The organism is Streptomyces sp. F001 (assembly GCF_004187715.1).
GTDB lineage: Bacteria > Actinomycetota > Actinomycetes > Streptomycetales > Streptomycetaceae > Streptomyces > Streptomyces flavusporus.
Genome location: NZ_QZWF01000001.1, coordinates 1,532,775 through 1,549,513, shown reverse-complemented (window position 1 = coordinate 1,549,513; position 16,739 = coordinate 1,532,775). Strand labels below are relative to the sequence as shown.

The following is a 16,739-nucleotide window of genomic DNA, read 5'->3' as shown; positions in this document are numbered from 1 at the left end:
GGGGCGCATCCGATGCCGGATGCGCCCCTTGTCATGCGCCTGGGCTGCAACAGCCCGTCACGCAGCTGTCAGTTGTGGCCGAAGCGCTTGTGCCGCCCCTTGCGGGCCATGTCGCCGGGCGTCACCTGCGCGGCGCGCTCCTCGGCATCCGGCTCCAGCGAGGACTGCCGGCCCTCGTGCTGGCCGCGCTCGGACCGGGGCTGCTTTCGGTCACGGTTCTTGTTCTTGGCCATGGTGATGCCTCCTGTGGGGATCTAGGGGCCAGGGCCGGGACCAGATTCACATAGGCTGACAACGAATGCATTTCGGATAATTACCGTATGTAACAGGCATTGTCGTCGAGCGAATCCCGGAAACGCCACGCCGAAGATCGAGTTCGGGCCGTTAACCCACGCGTGGTCGGGCAGACTCGAAGCAAGCCCGAAGCAAACCTCCCGGGAAGAGGGTGAGTCGTGTGGACCGCTGCATCGTCCTGGTGGACGCCGGGTATCTGCTGGGGGCCGCCGCAAGTCTCCTTGCCGGAGAACCCTCGCGGTCCCGCATCACCGTCGACCACACCGCCCTCATCCACGGCCTGCGTGAACGCGCCGAGTCCGACACGGAACGGCCGCTGCTGCGCATCTACTGGTTCGACGGCGCCCCCGACCGCGTCCCCCAGCCCGAACACCGCAGGCTGCGCGTGATGCCCCGGGTCACGGTCCGGCTCGGCGCGCTGACCCGCAGTGACGGCCGCTGGAACCAGAAGGGCGTCGACGCCGCCATGCACGCCGAGCTCACCGAGCTGGCCCGCAACCGCGCCTGCTCCGACGTCGTCCTGGTCACCGGCGACGGCGATCTGCTGCCGGGCATGATGGCGGCCAAGGAGCACGGGGTCGCCGTACACCTGTGGGCCGTGCAGGCCGCCGACGGTGACTACAACCAGTCCGAGGACCTGGTCGCCGAGGCCGACGAGCGGCGGGTGCTCGACCGGGCGTGGATCACCAAGGCCGTACGGGCCAAGGACCTGGGCGGGGTGTGCGCACCGCCGCCCGCGCCGCGGCCCGAGATCGCCGCGATCCTCTCCGCTCCGCTGCCCGACGCCTCGCTCGCCCCGGCCGCCGAGCGGACCGCCCAGGAGGCGCCGCACCCCGCGCCGGCCGCGGCGCAGAACGGCGGCGAGGAGCGGGTGCCGGCATCCAAGGGCGTGCCGACGCCGAAGGACCTGGCCGCGCTGCGGGCTCCTGGCGCCCAGGCCGCCCAGCATCCCGCCACCGCGACCCTGCGCTGGTCCTCCGACAAGGGGTGGGTGGACCGGTCCGGCGCGGCCGCCGAACCGCCCGAGGTCGCGACGATGCCGACGCTCGCGCAGCTCACCACTGCGGAGCAGCGCTGGGCCGACCGTGAGGAGGACATCACGACGGTCGGCGGGGACCCCTACGAGGTGGGGCAGGTGTTCGCCCGGCGGTGGATGTCCCGGCTCGGTGACCAGGGGCATCTGCAGAAGCTGTCCGGGATGTATCCGCGGATCCCGCATCGGATCGACGGGGAGCTGCTGCGGTACGCCGCCCGGTTCGGGCTGCTGGCGCACAAGGACGACCAGATCGACGAGCACGACCGGTATGCGATCCGGGCGGGTTTCTGGCGCGAGGTGGATGTGCGCACGGCCGCGGAGCACGCCCCTGCGGGGGAGTAGCGGCCTGCGAGCGGGGATCTGGTCGGCGTGGCTGATTCCGGTCTGGCCGGAATGACGGATTCCGGACGTTCTGGGTCAAGAGGCCGCCCCGGACGCGGGTACAGGGCGCGGACCCCGTAGTCTCGTCCCTTGTGAGTACGCGTGCGGCACAGGCCTTCCGGGACAGTGGCGAGGTCGTGTGCGCGGTACGCGGACTGACCAAGACCTACCCCGCGGTCCGCGCGCGGCGCGGGGCACCGGGGACGCCCGAGGTGCGGGCCACCGACGACGTACGGCTGGAAGTGCGGCGGGGTGAGATCTTCGGGCTGCTCGGGCCGAACGGAGCCGGCAAGTCCACCCTCGTACGACAGCTCACCGGGCTGATGCGGCCCGACCGCGGCAGTGTCGAGATCCTCGGGCACGACATCGTGCGCCATCCGGAGCGTGCCTCGCGCCTTCTCGCCTACCTCGGGCAGGAGTCCACCGCCCTCGACGAACTCACGGTGTCCCTCGCCGCCGAGACCACCGGGCGGCTGCGCGGCCTGGACGTGCGGCGGGCGCGGGCCGAGAGGGACGCCGTACTCGACGAACTGGGGCTGACCGAGATCGCCGGGCGGCCGCTGAAGAAGCTGTCCGGCGGGCAGCGGCGGCTGGCCTGTGTCGCGGCGGCGCTGGTGGGGGAGCGGCCGCTGCTCGTCCTCGACGAGCCGACCGCCGCCATGGACCCGGTGGCCCGCCGGGCGGTGTGGTCCGCCGTCGACCGGCGGCGCGGCGAACGCGGGACGACCGTGGTGCTGGTCACCCACAACGTCATCGAGGCCGAAACCGTGCTCGACCGGGTCGCCGTCCTGGACAGGGGACGCGTGATCGCCTGCGACTCGCCCTCCGGGCTGAAGGAGCGGGTCGCCGGCGAGGTGCGGGTCGAGCTGGTGTGGCGGGAGCGGGCGCCGCTCGACGTGCCCGAGGTGGCCGCGCTGCGGGACCGGGCCGTGGAGTCCGGGCGCCGCTGGACACTGCGGCTGGCCCCCGACGAGGCCCGCGCGGTCGTGTCCACGGTCACCGGCGGGGCCGCCTTCGCCGCCCTCGACGACTTCACGCTGGCCACGCCGAGCCTGGAGGACGTGTACATGGCGCTGGGCGGCGCCGCCGAGCAGGGACTGGTGAAGGCGTGAGCGAGCGGGCCGTGAGCGCGTCGGTCTTGAATGGAGGGGCCGTCGTATCCGTACGGAACAGGGCGACCGCCGAAGTGAACCCCAGAAAGGGGAGCAGCGCGACGTGAGTGCCGTACCCACAGAGGTTCTGCCGGGCAGCGCCCGGGCCCTGGACGGTCCGGTCGTGGGCCCGGCCGAACTCGCGCCGCCGGCGCGGCTGTGGCCGTCCCTCGCGGCCGTGTACCGGGCACAGCTGTCCCGGGCGCGGGTGGCCCGGATTCCGCTGCTGTTCGTGGCGACCTTCCAGTCCGTCGGCATCATGATCATGATGCGCGGGGTCGTGGACGGAGAGGGCGAGGCCCAGGCGGTGGTGGCCGGCTCGTCGGTCGTGGTCGTCGCCTTCGTCGCGCTGAACCTCCTCGCGCAGTACTTCGGACAGCTCCGTGCCACCGGCGGGCTCGACCACTACGCCACGCTGCCGGTGCCGCCCGCGGCGGTGGTGCTGGGGGCGGCGGGGGCGTACGCGTCCTTCACCGTGCCGGGGACGCTGGTGACGGCCGTCTTCGGGTGCGTGCTGTTCGGGCTGCCGCTGACCAACCTGTGGATCCTGCTCGCGGTGATCCCGCTGGCCGGCGCGGCGCTCTCCGGGCTCGGCGCGGCCTTCGGGCTGCTGGCGCCGCGGCCGGAGCTGGCCACGCTGCTGGGGCAGCTGGGGATGTCGGCGGCGCTGCTCCTCGGCGTGCTGCCGCCGGAGCGGATGCCGGAGATCGTGCGGTTCGCACGGGATCTGCTGCCGTCGACGTACGGGGTGGAGGCGTACGCGCGGACCTTCTCGGCCAGCCCCGAGTGGGCCATGGTCGCTGGTGACCTCGCGGTCTGTGCGGGGGTCGGGGTGATCTCGCTGGCCGCCGCCACCTGGGCGTACCGCCGGGCTGCCGTCCGATGACGCGCCGCCCGGGCAGGCCTGGCACGATGTCAGGGTGACAGCTCCGTTGACACCGCCTCCGCCGCCGCATGAACAGTCCTCGCACAGTGCGTGGCCGCCTGCCCCCGGCGGGTCCGGACACGTGGTCGGCGCGCCTGATCACGCCGCTCACGGAACCAAGGATCAGGACGGGCCCGGGATGAAGACCGAAGTGCGGGAGGCCGCCGTGATCACGGTGGCGGTGGCGCTCGGTGGGGCACTGCTCGGGGTGCTGTGGTGCTGGCTGGCGCCGCGGGTGCCGCTGGTCGGCGAGGTGGCGGACGACTCCTGGGTCGTGTACCTCAAGGACACCGAGGGGGAGCAGTCGATCGGGGTCGACGGAACGTTCACTCTGCTGGCGTTGGCGTTCGGGTTCGTCAGTGCGGTCGTGGTGTTCGTGCTGCGGCGGCGTGGGGGTGCGGTGGTGGTGGCGCTGGGGTCGGGGGTTGCTCGGTCGTTGCTCGCCTGGCGGGTGGGGGTGTGGCTCGGGCCTGCGCAGGATGTGGTGGCGCAGGCCAAGAGTGTGGGTAAGGGGTGACGTTCTCGGCGCCGTTGAGGTTGGGGGCGAAGGGGGCGTTGCTGGCGTGGTCCCTGGCCGGGTTGCTGGTGCATTTGGGGTTGACGGGTTGTTCGGGCCTCGGGATCCGGAGCCGGTGGGGTATGGGCGACGGGGTATGAGCGCCCGTAGGTTTTGAGGGCGCCCGGCGTTGGTGCTGGGGGCGGGGGTGTCGCGCAGCCCGGCGCTGATGGGGTGCTCCCCAGAGGGGGACCCCCAGCGCCCACCCGTGCCGCCCTGGGGGTCCCCCCCTCTGGGGAGGCACGAATGCCCGCGGACTGACGTCAGGCGGGGCGGCGGCCGTGGTTCGAGCGGCGCTTTTTGATGCGCCACTTGCGTTTCCTCGTTTTCTTCGACATGTCCTTTTTCCTTAACCGAGGAAGGGCATGTCGTCGAGAGGTCACGCGCGGCCGATCCGGGCCAGGGTGGCGTTGGTGAGGCTGGCCAGGTCGTGGGGGGAGAGTTCGGCTTCCAGGCCGCGGCGGCCGGCCGAGATGCAGATCGTGGGGTGGGTGGTGGCCGAGGCGTCCAGGACCGTGGGGAGTTTCTTGCGCTGGCCCAGGGGGGAGATGCCACCCCGGACGTAGCCCGTCGTGCGTTCCGCGAGGGTCGGGTCGGCCATCGTGGCCCGTTTACCGCCCACCGCCGAGGCCAGGGCCTTCAGGTCCAGGGAGCCGGCCACCGGGACCACGGCCACGGTCAGGGTGCCGTCGACGTCCGCGACCAGCGTCTTGAAGACCCGGTCCGGTGAGACGCCCATCGCCTCGGCCGCCTCCTCGCCGTAGGACGGGTGGGCGGGGTCGTGGTCGTAGGAGTGGATCGTGTGGTCCACGCCCGCGGCTGTCAGCGCCACCGTCGCAGGCGTGCCGCCCGCCCGTCGCCCGCCACCACCCCTGTTCGAATGCTCCCCCAGACTCCGTCCGGGGGTGCCCCCATCGCGCGCCCCTTTTTCGTGCTGCTGTTTCTTCGCCTTCTTCGCCATCCGGGGTGTTTCCCTGTTCAGTTCAGACTCGTCGGACCGCGCGTCAGGTCCGACGCGGGCAGTGACGGCAGGCTACGGATGACGGCCGTCTCGGAGCGAAGGAGTTTCAGTTCGTCGCGCAGACGGGACGCGGTGTCCGGCGCCTGCAGAAGCCGTTGCTTGGTCGGGATGTCGTGCATCATCGCCGCCGCCACCAGGTACGACACCACGGACGGTTCGTCCGGCAGGTCCCCGCCGGTGGTCAGCGACCGCTCCCGCGCTCCCGCCAGCCGCTTCTGGTACTGGCGGAAGGCGCGCAGCACGCCCTCGGCCAGCGCCCCCGCCTCGTCGCCCGGCTCCTCCGGCAGTTCCTCCAGCTCGGCCGTCAGATACGGCCCCGACGCGTCCACCGACCGCAGCCGCACCCGGGTCGTCCCGGTCGCCAGCACCTCGAACGTGCCGTCGGGACGCTCCCGGATCGTCGCGGCGTCGGCCACGCAGCCCACGCCGTGGAAGGCCTTGGCCGGGTCGCTGCCGAAGCCGGCCGCGGGTCCCCGCTCGGGCAGGGCCGTCGGGTCGGGCATGCCGGGCGCGCTCGGTGCCACCTCATGGCCGTCGCGGATCGCCACGACGGCGAAGCGGCGCGGTTCGTCCTCGGGGGTCTTCAGGAGCGCGCGCATCATGGCGCGATAGCGCTCCTCGAAGATGTTCAGAGGGAGCACGAGCCCCGGGAACAACACCGAGTTCAGGGGGAAGAGCGGCAGTCGGACGGTGGTCACGACGCAAGAGCCTAATGGTCGCCGGAGGGCGCGCGTCCGCCGCGCACGTTCCGTGGGCCGGTGAGCCCGCTCAGTTGCGCCGCAGCAGCCGGGTCGCCCCCGCCGCCACCGTCGTCGCGAGGACCCAGCCCAGCAGGATCAGTGCGGCCGCCAGCCACTGCCAGCCGCCGTGCAGCTGCCAGTAGCCCACCTGGCCCAGCTCGATGACCGGAAGCAGCAGGTCGAGCGCGAAGAGGGCCGGGTTCCAGGGCGGGTCCCCGGCATTGGCGCCGGTCCGGGGCCGCCCGGCGTACCAGAAGGCGAGCGAGCCCGCCGCCCACAGCACCGCCATCCACACCGCGGCCCGCCCCGGCCGGTATCCGTAGGCCACCGTCAGGTCCTGCGCGTACCCCCAGAGCTTGGCGGCCGGCGGCAGGGTCTCGCGGCGGCGGCGCTGTTTGGCGAGCAGCACCTCGCGGGCGTCCTCGTCCTCACCTCCGTTGCGCAGTACGGCGGCCAGGCGCTCGTACGGCTCCGGGTGGTACTCGGCGGTGGCGGCGGCCACCCAGTCGAGGCGCTCGGACAGCGGGAACGGGCCCTGCGGCACCAGGTTCTCGTACGCGAAACCCGGCATGTGCAGATTGCCCGGGCCCGGCCAGCTGCCCGCCCGGTCGACGAGGTTGACGATCCGCGCTCCGGACAGCACGACCTTGCCGTGCTGCGGCTGCTCCCCGAGGAAGCGCAGCTCGGGCACCTGGACGCGGCGCAGCGACAGCTCCTGCTCGTCGGTGAAGGTGAAGCGGGCGCGTTCGAGGTCGACCGCGTCGCCGAACCGGCCGTCGTCCAGCCGCACCCCGCCCTGGCACTCGAACCGCTGGATCCGGGTCCCGCGCGCGGGCGTCGTGCCGCTCAGCTGGATGCTGCCGACGGCCGCCGGGCTGAGGTACAGGGTGCGCTCGACGGTCAGCTGGGGCGCGTTCAGGGCGAGGCGGGTGTACGGGTTGCGCAGCCGGGCCCCGCGCAGGCTGAGCGAGACGCCGACCTGCGCGCCGCGCAGACTCAGCTCGCCGTACGACTCCAGCATCTCGGCCTGCAGGTCCTGGCCGACGGTCATGCCGTCCGCGACGATCGAGCGGCCGGTGCGGTCCCGGTGGACGACGGCCTGGTTGAGCAGCAGGTCGGTGCCGATCTGCGCGTCGGTCAGCCGGACCCCGCCCAGGAAGCGGCAGCGCGGAAGGTGCAGGTCGCCCTCGGTGTGCACCCGGGCCGCCTCCAGCCGCGGCACCGAGCAGTTCACCAGCCGTACGGTCTTGAACCGGGCCTCCGGGAGCAGGACCTCCTGCTCGAAGCGGCAGTCCCGCAGCTCGACGTAGGGCGTCACCGAGCCGCCCGCGAGGTCCAGGCTGCCGCTGATCCGCACGCCGGTCAGCTTCAGCGAGGAGACGCGGCCGGCGAGGGCGGGCGGTCCGTCGAGGAGCAGCCAGCACACCATGCGGGCTCGCACGGTCCGCTCGGGGCCCCACGGATGCCCGCCGTGCGGATCGTCGACGACGGTGTCCCCGCTGCTCAGGTCGTATGCGGTGCCGTTGCGGAAGGCCTGCCACATGCCGGCCTCGGCGGCGGTCAGATCGTCCGGCAGGTCCCCGTCCCGGGTGCCGGCCCCCTCGCTCACGGTGCTTCTTCCTCCTGTTACTCATGGGTTTCGTACAATCGTTCATGCCCGCTGAGTGACAGCTCGAACGCGAAACGTGAAGGGGATCTTCCGGGGCGTGTATCAGCCATTGATACGCGCGAACGGCGTCCCATCCGGGTCTGCGAGAATTGAGCACGTGATCTCCCGAATCGATCTGCGCGGCGACGCCCTCCCGGAGGGCCCCGCCTTGCGCGACCTGCTGCCCCGAGCCGACTTCGACGTCTCGGCCGCCCTGGAGAAGGTGCGTCCGATCTGCGAGGCCGTGCATCATCGGGGCGACGCGGCGCTGATCGACTTCGCCGAGAAGTTCGACGGTGTGAAGCTCGACCAGGTGCGGGTGCCGGCCGCGGCGCTGACCCGTGCCCTGGAGGAACTCGACCCGGCCGTGCGCGCGGCCCTGGAGGAGTCCGTCCGCCGCGCCCGCCTCGTCCACCGCGAGCAGCGCCGCACGTCCCACACCACCCAGGTCGTGCCCGGCGGCTCGGTGACCGAGAAGTGGGTGCCGGTGGACCGCGTGGGGCTGTACGCCCCCGGCGGCCGGTCCGTCTACCCGTCCTCCGTGGTCATGAACGTCGTGCCCGCGCAGGAGGCCGGCGTCGAGTCGATCGCGCTCGCCTCGCCCGCCCAGGCCGAGTTCAACGGTCTGCCGCACCCGACGATCCTCGCCGCGTGCGCGCTGCTGGGCGTCGACGAGGTGTACGCCGCCGGCGGTGCCACGGCCGTCGCGATGTTCGCGTACGGGACCGAGTCCTGCCCGCCCGCCGACATGGTGACCGGCCCCGGCAACATCTGGGTCGCCGCCGCCAAGCGCTACTTCACCGGCAAGATCGGCATCGACGCCGAGGCCGGCCCGACCGAGATCGCGATCCTCGCGGACGAGACGGCCGATCCGGTGCACGTCGCCTCCGACCTGATCAGCCAGGCCGAGCACGACCCGCTCGCCGCCGCCGTCCTCGTCACCGACTCCGTCGAGCTGGCGGACGCGGTGGAGAAGGAGCTGGAGCCGCAGGTCGCGGCCACCAAGCACATCGAGGACCGGATCCGCCCGGCGCTCAGCGGCAAGCAGTCCGCGGTAGTGCTGGTGGACGGGATCGAGGAGGGGCTGCGCGTCGTCGACGCGTACGGCGCCGAGCACCTGGAGATCCAGACCCGCCAGGCCTCCGAAGTCGCCGACCGGGTTCGCAACGCGGGTGCGGTCTTCATCGGCCCCTGGGCGCCCGTATCGCTCGGCGACTACGCGGCCGGCTCCAACCACGTCCTGCCCACCGGCGGCTGTGCCTGCCACTCCTCGGGCCTGTCGGTGCAGTCCTTCCTGCGTGGCATCCACATCGTCGACTACACGCGGGACGCACTGGCCGAGGTCGCGCACCACGTGGTGACGCTGGCGGAGGCGGAGGACCTGCCGGCGCACGGCGCGGCGATCAAGGCGAGGTTCGGTTGGAAGGTACCCGAAGGCAAGTGACAGGCATCGACGATCTCCCCGTACGGGACGAGCTGCGCGGCAAGTCCCCCTACGGCGCGCCCCAGTTGGACGTCCCCGTACGGCTCAACACCAACGAGAACCCCTACCCGCTGCCCGAGCCGCTGGTCGAACGGATCGCCGAGCGGGTGCGCGAGGCGGCCCGGAATCTCAACCGCTACCCGGACCGGGACGCGGTCGAGCTGCGCACGAAGCTCGCCGAGTACCTGACGAACACGTCCGGCTACGAGATCGGCCCGGCGAACGTCTGGGCCGCCAACGGCTCCAACGAGGTCATCCAGCAGCTGCTGCAGACCTTCGGCGGGCCGGGCCGCACGGCGATCGGCTTCGAACCGTCGTACTCGATGCACGGCCTGATCGCGCGCGGCACGGGCACCGGCTGGATCTCCGGCCCCCGGAACGACGACTTCACCATCGACCTCGCGGCGGCCGAGAAGGCCATCGTCGAGAACCAGCCCGACGTCGTCTTCATCACCACCCCCAACAACCCCACGGGCAACGCGGTTCCGCCCGAGACGGTCCTCGCGCTGTACGAGGCCGCGCAGGCGGCGAAGCCGTCGATGGTGGTGGTCGACGAGGCGTACATCGAGTTCAGCCACGGCGCCTCGCTGCTGCCGCTGCTTCAGGGCCGTCCGCACCTCGTCATCTCGCGGACCATGTCGAAGGCGTTCGGGGCGGCCGGTCTGCGCCTCGGCTATCTCGCCGCGCACCCGGCCGTCGTGGACGCGGTGCAGCTCGTACGGCTGCCGTACCACCTGTCGGCCGTCACCCAGGCGACCGCGCTGGCCGCGCTGGAGCACACCGACACCCTGCTCGGCTATGTCGAGCAGCTCAAGTCCGAGCGGGACCGGCTGGTCGCAGAACTGCGCGCGATCGGCTACGAGGTGACGGAGTCCGACGCCAACTTCGTGCAGTTCGGGCGGTTCCCGGACGCCCAGGAGGCCTGGCGGAAGATCCTCGACCGGGGCGTCCTGGTCCGGGACAACGGCGTACCGGGGTGGCTGCGGGTCACCGCCGGAACCCCCGAAGAGAACGACGCGTTCCTCGACGCGGTCCGTGAACTGGTGAGCTTTGTGGGGGACACCCCCACACCCCCGAAGGAGCAGAACGCATGAGCCGCGTAGGACGCGTGGAACGAGTCACGAAGGAGACCTCGGTCCTCGTCGAGATCGACCTCGACGGGTCCGGGAAGGTCGATGTGTCGACAGGAGTCGGCTTCTACGACCACATGCTCGACCAGCTCGGCCGGCACGGTCTGTTCGACCTGACCGTGAAGACCGAGGGCGACCTGCACATCGACTCGCACCACACCATCGAGGACACCGCCCTCGCGCTGGGCGCCGCCTTCAAGCAGGCGCTCGGCGACAAGGTGGGGATCTACCGCTTCGGCAACTGCACGGTCCCGCTGGACGAGTCCCTCGCCCAGGTCACCGTCGACCTCTCCGGCCGCCCGTACCTCGTGCACACCGAGCCCGAGAACATGGCGCCGATGATCGGCGAGTACGACACCACGATGACCCGGCACATCCTGGAGTCCTTCGTCGCGCAGGCGCAGATCGCGCTGCACGTGCACGTGCCGTACGGGCGCAACGCACACCACATCGTGGAGTGCCAGTTCAAGGCGCTGGCGCGGGCGCTGCGGTACGCCAGCGAGCGTGACCCGCGCGCGGCCGGCATCCTGCCTTCCACGAAGGGCGCGCTGTGAACGGCACCTCGACCGTCCTGATCGTCGTCGGCCTCTTCCTCGTCGGCGGCATCGTCTCCTTCGTGAAGCAGCAGATGCCGAAGGGGCTGATCGTGCTGCTCTCCATCGGCGCCGCGATGTGTCTGGTCGCGGGCGTCCTGCGGCTGGAGGTGTGGAATTGAGCACCAAGAACGCCAAGAACGTCGTTGTGTTCGACTACGGCTTCGGCAATGTGAGGTCCGCCGAACGCGCCCTCGCGCGCGTGGGAGCCGATGTCGAGATAACCCGCGACTTCGACAGGGCCATGAACGCGGACGGCCTCCTGGTGCCCGGCGTCGGTGCCTTCGCCGCCTGCATGACGGGCCTGAAGGAGGCACGCGGCGACTGGATCGTCGACCGGCGGCTGGCCGGCGGGCGCCCCGTGATGGGCATCTGCGTCGGTATGCAGATCCTCTTCGCGCGCGGCATCGAGCACGGCGTGGAGACCGAGGGCCTCGACGAGTGGCCCGGCGCGGTCGAGCCGCTCCAGGCCGACATCGTGCCGCACATGGGCTGGAACACCGTCGAGGCGCCGGCCGACTCCGAGCTGTTCGCCGGCCTGGACGCGGACGCGCGCTTCTACTTCGTGCACTCCTACGCCGTCCACGACTGGACCCTGGAGACGTACAACCCGACGCTGACCGCCCCCAAGGTGACCTGGTCGACGCACGGCAAGCCGTTCGTGGCCGCCGTCGAGAACGGCGCCCTGTGGGCCACGCAGTTCCACCCCGAGAAGTCCGGCGACGCCGGAGCGCAGCTGCTCACCAACTGGATCGGAACCCTGTAGAGACATGGCCAAGCTCGAACTCCTCCCCGCCGTCGACGTCCGTGACGGTCAGGCCGTCCGCCTGGTGCACGGCGAGTCCGGCACGGAGACCTCGTACGGCTCCCCCCTGGAGGCCGCCCTCGCCTGGCAGCGGGCGGGCGCCGAGTGGCTGCACCTGGTCGACCTGGACGCCGCCTTCGGCACCGGCGACAACCGGGAGCTGATCGCCGAGGTCGCGAAGGCGATGGACATCAAGGTGGAGCTGTCCGGCGGCATCCGCGACGACGCCTCCCTCGCGGCCGCCCTCGCGACCGGCTGCACGCGCGTGAACCTCGGTACGGCCGCCCTGGAGACCCCCGAGTGGGTCGCCAGGGTCATCGCCGAGCACGGTGACAAGATCGCGGTCGGTCTCGACGTACGCGGCACGACTCTGCGCGGCCGCGGCTGGACCCGCGACGGCGGTGACCTCTACGAGACGCTGGAGCGCCTCGACAAGGAGGGCTGCGCCCGCTACGTCGTCACCGACATCGCCAAGGACGGCACGCTCCAGGGCCCGAACCTTCAGCTCCTGAAGAACGTCTGCGCGGCGACCGACCGGCCCGTCGTGGCCTCCGGCGGTGTGTCCTCGCTGGACGACCTGCGCGCCCTCGCGGACCTCGTCCCCCTCGGTGTCGAGGGCGCCATCGTCGGGAAGGCCCTGTACGCGAAGGCGTTCACCCTGGAAGAGGCCCTGGAGGCTGTGTCGCCATGACGTCGGATGCCGTGCGGCGCATACAGAGCGGAAGCCCCTGGGAGGAGTCCTTCGGTTTCGCGCGTGCCGTCGCGGCGGGCGACCGCGTCCTGGTGGCGGGCACGACGTCCTTCAAGGGCAGCGTGCTGTACGGGGAGGGAGACCCGTACGAGCAGGCGAAGGTGGCGTTCACCAGCGCGATCGAGGCGATCGGCGAGTTCGGGCTCGGCGTCGAGTCCGTGATCAGGACGCGGATGCATCTGGCGCATCTGCGCGACATCGACGAGGCGGGACGGGCCCACAAGGAGCTCTTCGACTCCGTACGGCCCGTCACGACCCTGCTGGTCGTGGAGGGCTTCGTCGACCCGCGAGTCCTGGTCTCAGTGGAACTGGAAGCATTCAGAGGAGCCGTGAACTCATGACCCTGGCGGTCCGAGTCATCCCCTGCCTGGACGTAGACAACGGCCGGGTCGTCAAGGGTGTCAATTTCCAGAACCTGCGCGACGCGGGCGACCCCGTCGAGATGGCCAAGGTGTACGACGCGGAGGGCGCCGACGAGCTGACCTTCCTGGACATCACGGCGTCGTCCGGCAACCGCGAGACGACGTACGACGTGGTGCGCCGCACCGCCGAGCAGGTGTTCATCCCGCTCACCGTCGGCGGTGGCGTGCGCACGGCGGAGGACGTGGACAAGCTGCTGCGGGCGGGCGCCGACAAGGTGGGCGTGAACACGGCTGCGATCGCCCGCCCCGACCTCATCCGCGAGATCGCAGAGCGCTTCGGCCGCCAGGTCCTGGTTCTGTCCGTGGACGCCCGGCGCACCGAGTCGGGCTCCTTCGAGGTCACGACCCACGGCGGCCGCCGCGGCACCGGCATCGACGCCGTCGAGTGGGCGCACCGGGCCGCCGAGCTGGGCGCGGGGGAGATCCTGCTCAACTCGATGGACGCGGACGGCACGAAGGACGGCTACGACCTCGAGATGATCGCCGCGGTACGCAAGCACGTCACCGTGCCGGTGATCGCCTCCGGCGGCGCGGGCAAACTGGCCGACTTCCCGCCGGCGATCGCCGCGGGCGCGGACGCCGTACTGGCGGCGTCGGTCTTCCACTTCGGCGATCTGCGCATCGGCGAGGTGAAGGCGACGTTGCGGGGGGCGGGGCATCTCGTCAGGTAGGCGGAGCTGAGCCCCGGCCGACGGCCGGGGCTTTCCCATGGGCAGGTACACAAGGAAAATTGCGCAAAATATATTGTGCAACTTTCCTTTCGTATCTACGGTGGCGTCATGGCACGCGAGGAGAACCGCCCCATCACCGACCTGGGCACGCTCAAGGCCCTGGCCCACCCGCTGCGGATGCAGCTGTACCGGGGGCTGTGCGTGGCCCGCACGGCGACCGCCTCGCACCTTGCCGACCAGGTCGACGAGGCTGTCTCGCTGGTCAGCTATCACCTGCGGAAACTCGCCGAGCACGGGCTCATCGAAGAGGCCGAACCGCAGCGCGCGGACGGCCGGGAGCGCTGGTGGCAGCCCTCCTCGGAGGGCGTGAGCATCCGGGACAAGGACTTCCGGGACGCACCCGAGCGGGCGGCCGCGCACCTGGCGGCCACCCGGCTCTTCCACGAGCAGCGCGCCGACATGTACCGCCGCTATCTCGACGAGCGGCCGACCTGGGGCCCCGAGTGGAACTCCGCAGCCCCCGACAGCGAGTCCCTGCTGCGGCTGACCCCTGCCGAGCTGGACGGACTCCGTCAGGAGCTGGAGGCGCTCGCCAGGAAGTACGAGGCGAAGGGCCGGGCCGCCGAAGCCGCCGGCGACACCGAAGGGCGCGAGAGTGTCGCGCTGCATGTGTACGGGTTTCCGTTCCGCGTCTGAGAGAGGCCGCCTCCGTGACCGTCACCGCGCCCGTCATACCCGAGCAGCACGCCGAACGCCCTGCCCACCGCGACGGCAACGTTCTGCGCTGGCTCGCCGCCTACACCTCCTCGATGGTCGGCGACAGCGTCTACTACATCGCCCTGTCCTGGGCCGCCGTCCAGTCCGGTACGCCCGCGCAGGCCGGTGTCGTGATGTCGGTCAGCGCGCTGCCGCGAGCCGTGCTGATGCTGGGCGGCGGAGTGATCGCCGACCGGCTCGGGCCGCACAGGGTCGCCATAGGCAGTGACGCGGTGCGCTGCGTGGCCGTGCTCGCGGTGGCCGGGCTGCTGTTCCTCACCAGCCCGGGCCTGTGGCCCCTGGCCCTGCTCGCGTTCGTCTTCGGCACCGTCGACGCCGTGTTCATGCCCGCTGTGGGCGCCCTCCCCGCGCGCGTGACCGGTCGAGGTCAGCTCGCGCGCGTGCAGGGCATGCGAAGCCTCGCGATCAGGTTCGCGAGCGTCGTCGGTGCCCCGCTCGGCGGTCTCGGTGTGGCGGTGGGCGGCGCGGCGGCCGCGTTCGCGCTCGCCGGACTGCTGATCGCCGTGTCGGTGCCGCTGCTGGTCTCCGTGCGCGTCCGGGACCTGCCGGCGGACGACGCGCCCGCCGACGGACGTACCACCGCCATGGGGGTCCCTCCGCGCGAGCGAAGCCGAGCGTGGGGGAGTGACCTGGTCGCGGGGCTGCGCTATATCCGCGGTCACCGGGTGCTCGCCCCGCTGATGGTGGCCATCGCCCTCGGTGACCTGGGCTTCGTCGGCCCGCTCAACGTCGGCCTCACCCTGCTGGCCGACGAGCGGGACTGGGGCGCGGCCGGGATGGGCTGGGTACTCGCCGGGTTCGGCACCGGCGCGGGCGCCGCCGCGCTGCTGCTCACGGTACGGGGGCGGCTACCGCACGCCGGGCGGACCGCAGCGTACGCGATCCTCGCCGGCTCGGTGGCCATCGGGGCGCTCGCCTACGCCCCCGGTGTTGCCGTGGCCGTCGGCACTGCACTGCTGATCGGTCTGCTCGCCGGGCTCAGCGGCACCCTGTGCGGCGCCCTGCTGCAGACCCAGGCCGACCCCGCCTACCTGGGCCGGGTCACCGCCGTCGCCGGCCTGGTCAGCCTCGGCTTCGCCCCGTTGAGCATGCCGCTGTCGGCGGCCGCCATCGGAGTCTGGGGCACCGGGCCGGTGTTCGTCGTCAGCGCGGCGGTCTGCGGGCTCGGCGGGGTCGTCGTCCTGTGCGCCCGGGATCTGCGCCGGGCCGGGCTGCCCGGCTGAGCGGCGGCCCTCAGATGCCGAGTTGCTTCGACTCCTGCAGCTTGGTGATCGCGTCCTGGTCGCCGACGACATCCACCTTGGCGGCGCTCTGGCGGCCGTAGACGAACAGCAGCAGTTCCGACGGCTCGCCGGTCACCGTGACGACCGGCGCGCCGCGGTGGGCGACGGCGGTCTGGCCGTCGGGGCGGCGCAGCACCAGGCCCGTGGGGGCCTTGCGGCCCATCAGGCGGGCGGTGCGTTCCAGACGGGACCACAGGGCGTCCTGGAAGACCGGGTCGAGCTCGCGGGCCGTCCAGTCCGGCTGGGCACGGCGGACGTCCTCGGTGTGGACGTAGAACTCGACCGTGTTCGACATCTCGTCGATCTGCTTGAGCTGGAAGGGGGAGAAGCGCGGCGGGCCGATGCGGATGAGCTGGATCAGCTCCTCGTACGGCTTCGCCGTGAACTCCTCCATCGCCTTCTCCAAGCGGGGCGCGAGCTGCTTGATCAGCATGCCCCCGGCGGCGTCGGGGCGGCGCTCGCGCACGACCACGTGCGCGGCCAGATCACGGGTCTGCCAGCCCTCGCACAGGGTGGGGGCATCCGGACCTGCGGTCTCCAAGAGGTCGGCGAGAAGGAGCCGTTCACGCTTGGCAAAGGTCGACATGCAGTCAGCCTACGACCGGGTAGCGGGTCCGGACAGTGGACGCCGCCCGGGCTTGTCGGTGCCGCGCGGCACAATGGCCCCATGACCAGCTCGCCTCCGCCCAGCAGCCTCGCCCCCGAGATCGCCGCGCGCCTCAAGCGCAGCGCCGACGGGCTCCTGCCCGCCATCGCCCAGCAGTACGACACCGGAGAGGTACTGATGCTCGGCTGGATGGACGACGAGGCACTGCACCGCACGCTCACGACCGGCCGCTGCACCTACTGGTCACGCAGCCGCCGGGAGTACTGGGTCAAGGGCGACACCTCCGGCCACGTCCAGTGGGTGAAGTCCGTCGCCCTCGACTGCGACGCCGACACCGTGCTGGTCAAGGTCGACCAGGTCGGTGCCGCCTGCCACACCGGGGCCCGCACCTGCTTCGACGCCGACGTGCTGCTGAAGGAAGCGGAACTCGGCGTACCGGCGCGCTCGGAACTCCAGGATCAGTAG

The 16,739-nt window shown here is 71.7% G+C and carries 19 protein-coding genes and 1 pseudogene; 15 read left to right on the top strand and 5 right to left on the bottom strand.

Annotated elements, in window-relative coordinates; genetic code table 11:
• Nucleotides 1-68: 68 nt before the first annotated feature.
• A complete protein-coding gene (locus StrepF001_RS45450) occupies nucleotides 69-233 on the bottom strand; it encodes a hypothetical protein (protein ID WP_165396168.1) in 165 nt (54 codons plus the stop codon).
• Between the two features lie 221 nt (nucleotides 234-454).
• Here StrepF001_RS45450 and StrepF001_RS07165 point away from each other — a divergent pair, with 221 nt between their 5' ends.
• From StrepF001_RS07165 to StrepF001_RS07150, 4 genes and pseudogenes are all read left to right on the top strand, one after another.
• Complete coding sequence (locus StrepF001_RS07165; RefSeq protein WP_129797390.1) at nucleotides 455-1,672, top strand: NYN domain-containing protein; 1,218 nt, start codon at nucleotides 455-457, stop codon at nucleotides 1,670-1,672.
• 176 nt (nucleotides 1,673-1,848) lie between these two features.
• Entirely contained in the window at nucleotides 1,849-2,823 is a 975-nt protein-coding gene (locus StrepF001_RS07160; RefSeq protein ID WP_129797540.1) for an ABC transporter ATP-binding protein, read from the top strand.
• A gap of 103 nt (nucleotides 2,824-2,926) precedes the next feature.
• Entirely contained in the window at nucleotides 2,927-3,748 is an 822-nt protein-coding gene (locus tag StrepF001_RS07155; RefSeq protein WP_129797389.1) for an ABC transporter permease, read from the top strand.
• Between the two features lie 34 nt (nucleotides 3,749-3,782).
• Nucleotides 3,783-4,461: pseudogene (locus tag StrepF001_RS07150) on the top strand (AAA family ATPase).
• Nucleotides 4,462-4,722: 261 nt separating this feature from the next.
• Here StrepF001_RS07150 and ybaK read toward each other — a convergent pair.
• From ybaK to StrepF001_RS07135, 3 genes are all read right to left on the bottom strand, one after another.
• Nucleotides 4,723-5,235, bottom strand: a complete 513-nt coding sequence (gene ybaK, locus StrepF001_RS07145; RefSeq protein ID WP_240797318.1) for a Cys-tRNA(Pro) deacylase — start codon at nucleotides 5,233-5,235, stop codon at nucleotides 4,723-4,725.
• Nucleotides 5,236-5,321: 86 nt separating this feature from the next.
• Nucleotides 5,322-6,062: an LON peptidase substrate-binding domain-containing protein gene (locus StrepF001_RS07140; RefSeq protein WP_129797387.1), complete on the bottom strand. Its 741-nt coding sequence runs from the start codon at nucleotides 6,060-6,062 to the stop codon at nucleotides 5,322-5,324.
• A 70-nt stretch (nucleotides 6,063-6,132) separates the two neighbouring features.
• Nucleotides 6,133-7,713 (bottom strand): oxidoreductase, encoded by a 1,581-nt coding sequence (locus StrepF001_RS07135; protein WP_129797386.1) that lies wholly within the window; start codon nucleotides 7,711-7,713, stop codon nucleotides 6,133-6,135.
• Between the two features lie 157 nt (nucleotides 7,714-7,870).
• Here StrepF001_RS07135 and hisD point away from each other — a divergent pair, with 157 nt between their 5' ends.
• The 10 genes from hisD to StrepF001_RS07090 all read left to right on the top strand — a co-directional run bounded on the left by hisD (nucleotide 7,871) and on the right by StrepF001_RS07090 (nucleotide 15,607).
• Nucleotides 7,871-9,196, top strand: a complete 1,326-nt coding sequence (gene hisD, locus StrepF001_RS07130) for a histidinol dehydrogenase (RefSeq protein ID WP_129797385.1) — start codon at nucleotides 7,871-7,873, stop codon at nucleotides 9,194-9,196.
• Complete coding sequence (locus StrepF001_RS07125) at nucleotides 9,193-10,329, top strand: histidinol-phosphate transaminase (protein WP_129797384.1); 1,137 nt, start codon at nucleotides 9,193-9,195, stop codon at nucleotides 10,327-10,329. Before hisD ends, StrepF001_RS07125 begins: the two co-directional genes overlap by 4 nt.
• Nucleotides 10,326-10,919, top strand: a complete 594-nt coding sequence (gene hisB / locus StrepF001_RS07120) for an imidazoleglycerol-phosphate dehydratase HisB (RefSeq protein ID WP_030932889.1) — start codon at nucleotides 10,326-10,328, stop codon at nucleotides 10,917-10,919. The genes StrepF001_RS07125 and hisB overlap by 4 nt, the downstream gene beginning before the upstream one ends.
• A complete protein-coding gene (locus StrepF001_RS45445; protein WP_165396167.1) occupies nucleotides 10,916-11,080 on the top strand; it encodes a hypothetical protein in 165 nt (54 codons plus the stop codon). Before hisB ends, StrepF001_RS45445 begins: the two co-directional genes overlap by 4 nt.
• Nucleotides 11,077-11,724, top strand: coding sequence for an imidazole glycerol phosphate synthase subunit HisH (gene hisH, locus StrepF001_RS07115; protein WP_206306775.1), 648 nt, complete (start codon nucleotides 11,077-11,079; stop codon nucleotides 11,722-11,724). Before StrepF001_RS45445 ends, hisH begins: the two co-directional genes overlap by 4 nt.
• 4 nt (nucleotides 11,725-11,728) lie before the next feature.
• Entirely contained in the window at nucleotides 11,729-12,454 is a 726-nt protein-coding gene (priA, locus tag StrepF001_RS07110) for a bifunctional 1-(5-phosphoribosyl)-5-((5-phosphoribosylamino)methylideneamino)imidazole-4-carboxamide isomerase/phosphoribosylanthranilate isomerase PriA (protein WP_129797382.1), read from the top strand.
• Nucleotides 12,451-12,855 (top strand): RidA family protein, encoded by a 405-nt coding sequence (locus tag StrepF001_RS07105; RefSeq protein WP_129797381.1) that lies wholly within the window; start codon nucleotides 12,451-12,453, stop codon nucleotides 12,853-12,855. The genes priA and StrepF001_RS07105 overlap by 4 nt, the downstream gene beginning before the upstream one ends.
• Entirely contained in the window at nucleotides 12,852-13,607 is a 756-nt protein-coding gene (gene hisF / locus StrepF001_RS07100) for an imidazole glycerol phosphate synthase subunit HisF (protein ID WP_129797380.1), read from the top strand. The genes StrepF001_RS07105 and hisF overlap by 4 nt, the downstream gene beginning before the upstream one ends.
• 108 nt (nucleotides 13,608-13,715) lie before the next feature.
• Entirely contained in the window at nucleotides 13,716-14,303 is a 588-nt protein-coding gene (locus StrepF001_RS07095; protein WP_129797379.1) for a helix-turn-helix domain-containing protein, read from the top strand.
• A gap of 14 nt (nucleotides 14,304-14,317) precedes the next feature.
• Nucleotides 14,318-15,607: an MFS transporter gene (locus StrepF001_RS07090; RefSeq protein ID WP_129797378.1), complete on the top strand. Its 1,290-nt coding sequence runs from the start codon at nucleotides 14,318-14,320 to the stop codon at nucleotides 15,605-15,607.
• A gap of 10 nt (nucleotides 15,608-15,617) precedes the next feature.
• Here StrepF001_RS07090 and StrepF001_RS07085 read toward each other — a convergent pair whose 3' ends face one another.
• The gene (locus tag StrepF001_RS07085; RefSeq protein WP_129797377.1) at nucleotides 15,618-16,253 is read right to left on the bottom strand and encodes a TIGR03085 family metal-binding protein; all 636 of its coding nucleotides are present in this window, start codon (nucleotides 16,251-16,253) and stop codon (nucleotides 15,618-15,620) included.
• Between the two features lie 81 nt (nucleotides 16,254-16,334).
• On the opposite strand from StrepF001_RS07085, the gene hisI reads away from it, so the two are divergent.
• Nucleotides 16,335-16,739 carry a phosphoribosyl-AMP cyclohydrolase gene (gene hisI, locus StrepF001_RS07080; RefSeq protein WP_129797376.1) on the top strand — a complete coding sequence of 135 codons (405 nt, stop codon included), beginning with the start codon at nucleotides 16,335-16,337 and terminating at the stop codon, nucleotides 16,737-16,739.

What these genes read in the sequence shown, in the direction of transcription:
- StrepF001_RS45450 (WP_165396168.1), bottom strand. Translation starts at nt 233, where the DNA reads ATGGCCAAGAACAAGAACCGTGACCGAAAGCAGCCCCGGTCCGAGCGC.
- hisB (WP_030932889.1), top strand. Translation starts at nt 10,326, where the DNA reads ATGAGCCGCGTAGGACGCGTGGAACGAGTCACGAAGGAGACCTCGGTC.
- priA (WP_129797382.1), top strand. Translation starts at nt 11,729, where the DNA reads ATGGCCAAGCTCGAACTCCTCCCCGCCGTCGACGTCCGTGACGGTCAG.
- StrepF001_RS07105 (WP_129797381.1), top strand. Translation starts at nt 12,451, where the DNA reads ATGACGTCGGATGCCGTGCGGCGCATACAGAGCGGAAGCCCCTGGGAG.
- hisF (WP_129797380.1), top strand. Translation starts at nt 12,852, where the DNA reads ATGACCCTGGCGGTCCGAGTCATCCCCTGCCTGGACGTAGACAACGGC.
- StrepF001_RS07095 (WP_129797379.1), top strand. Translation starts at nt 13,716, where the DNA reads ATGGCACGCGAGGAGAACCGCCCCATCACCGACCTGGGCACGCTCAAG.
- StrepF001_RS07085 (WP_129797377.1), bottom strand. Translation starts at nt 16,253, where the DNA reads ATGTCGACCTTTGCCAAGCGTGAACGGCTCCTTCTCGCCGACCTCTTG.
- hisI (WP_129797376.1), top strand. Translation starts at nt 16,335, where the DNA reads ATGACCAGCTCGCCTCCGCCCAGCAGCCTCGCCCCCGAGATCGCCGCG.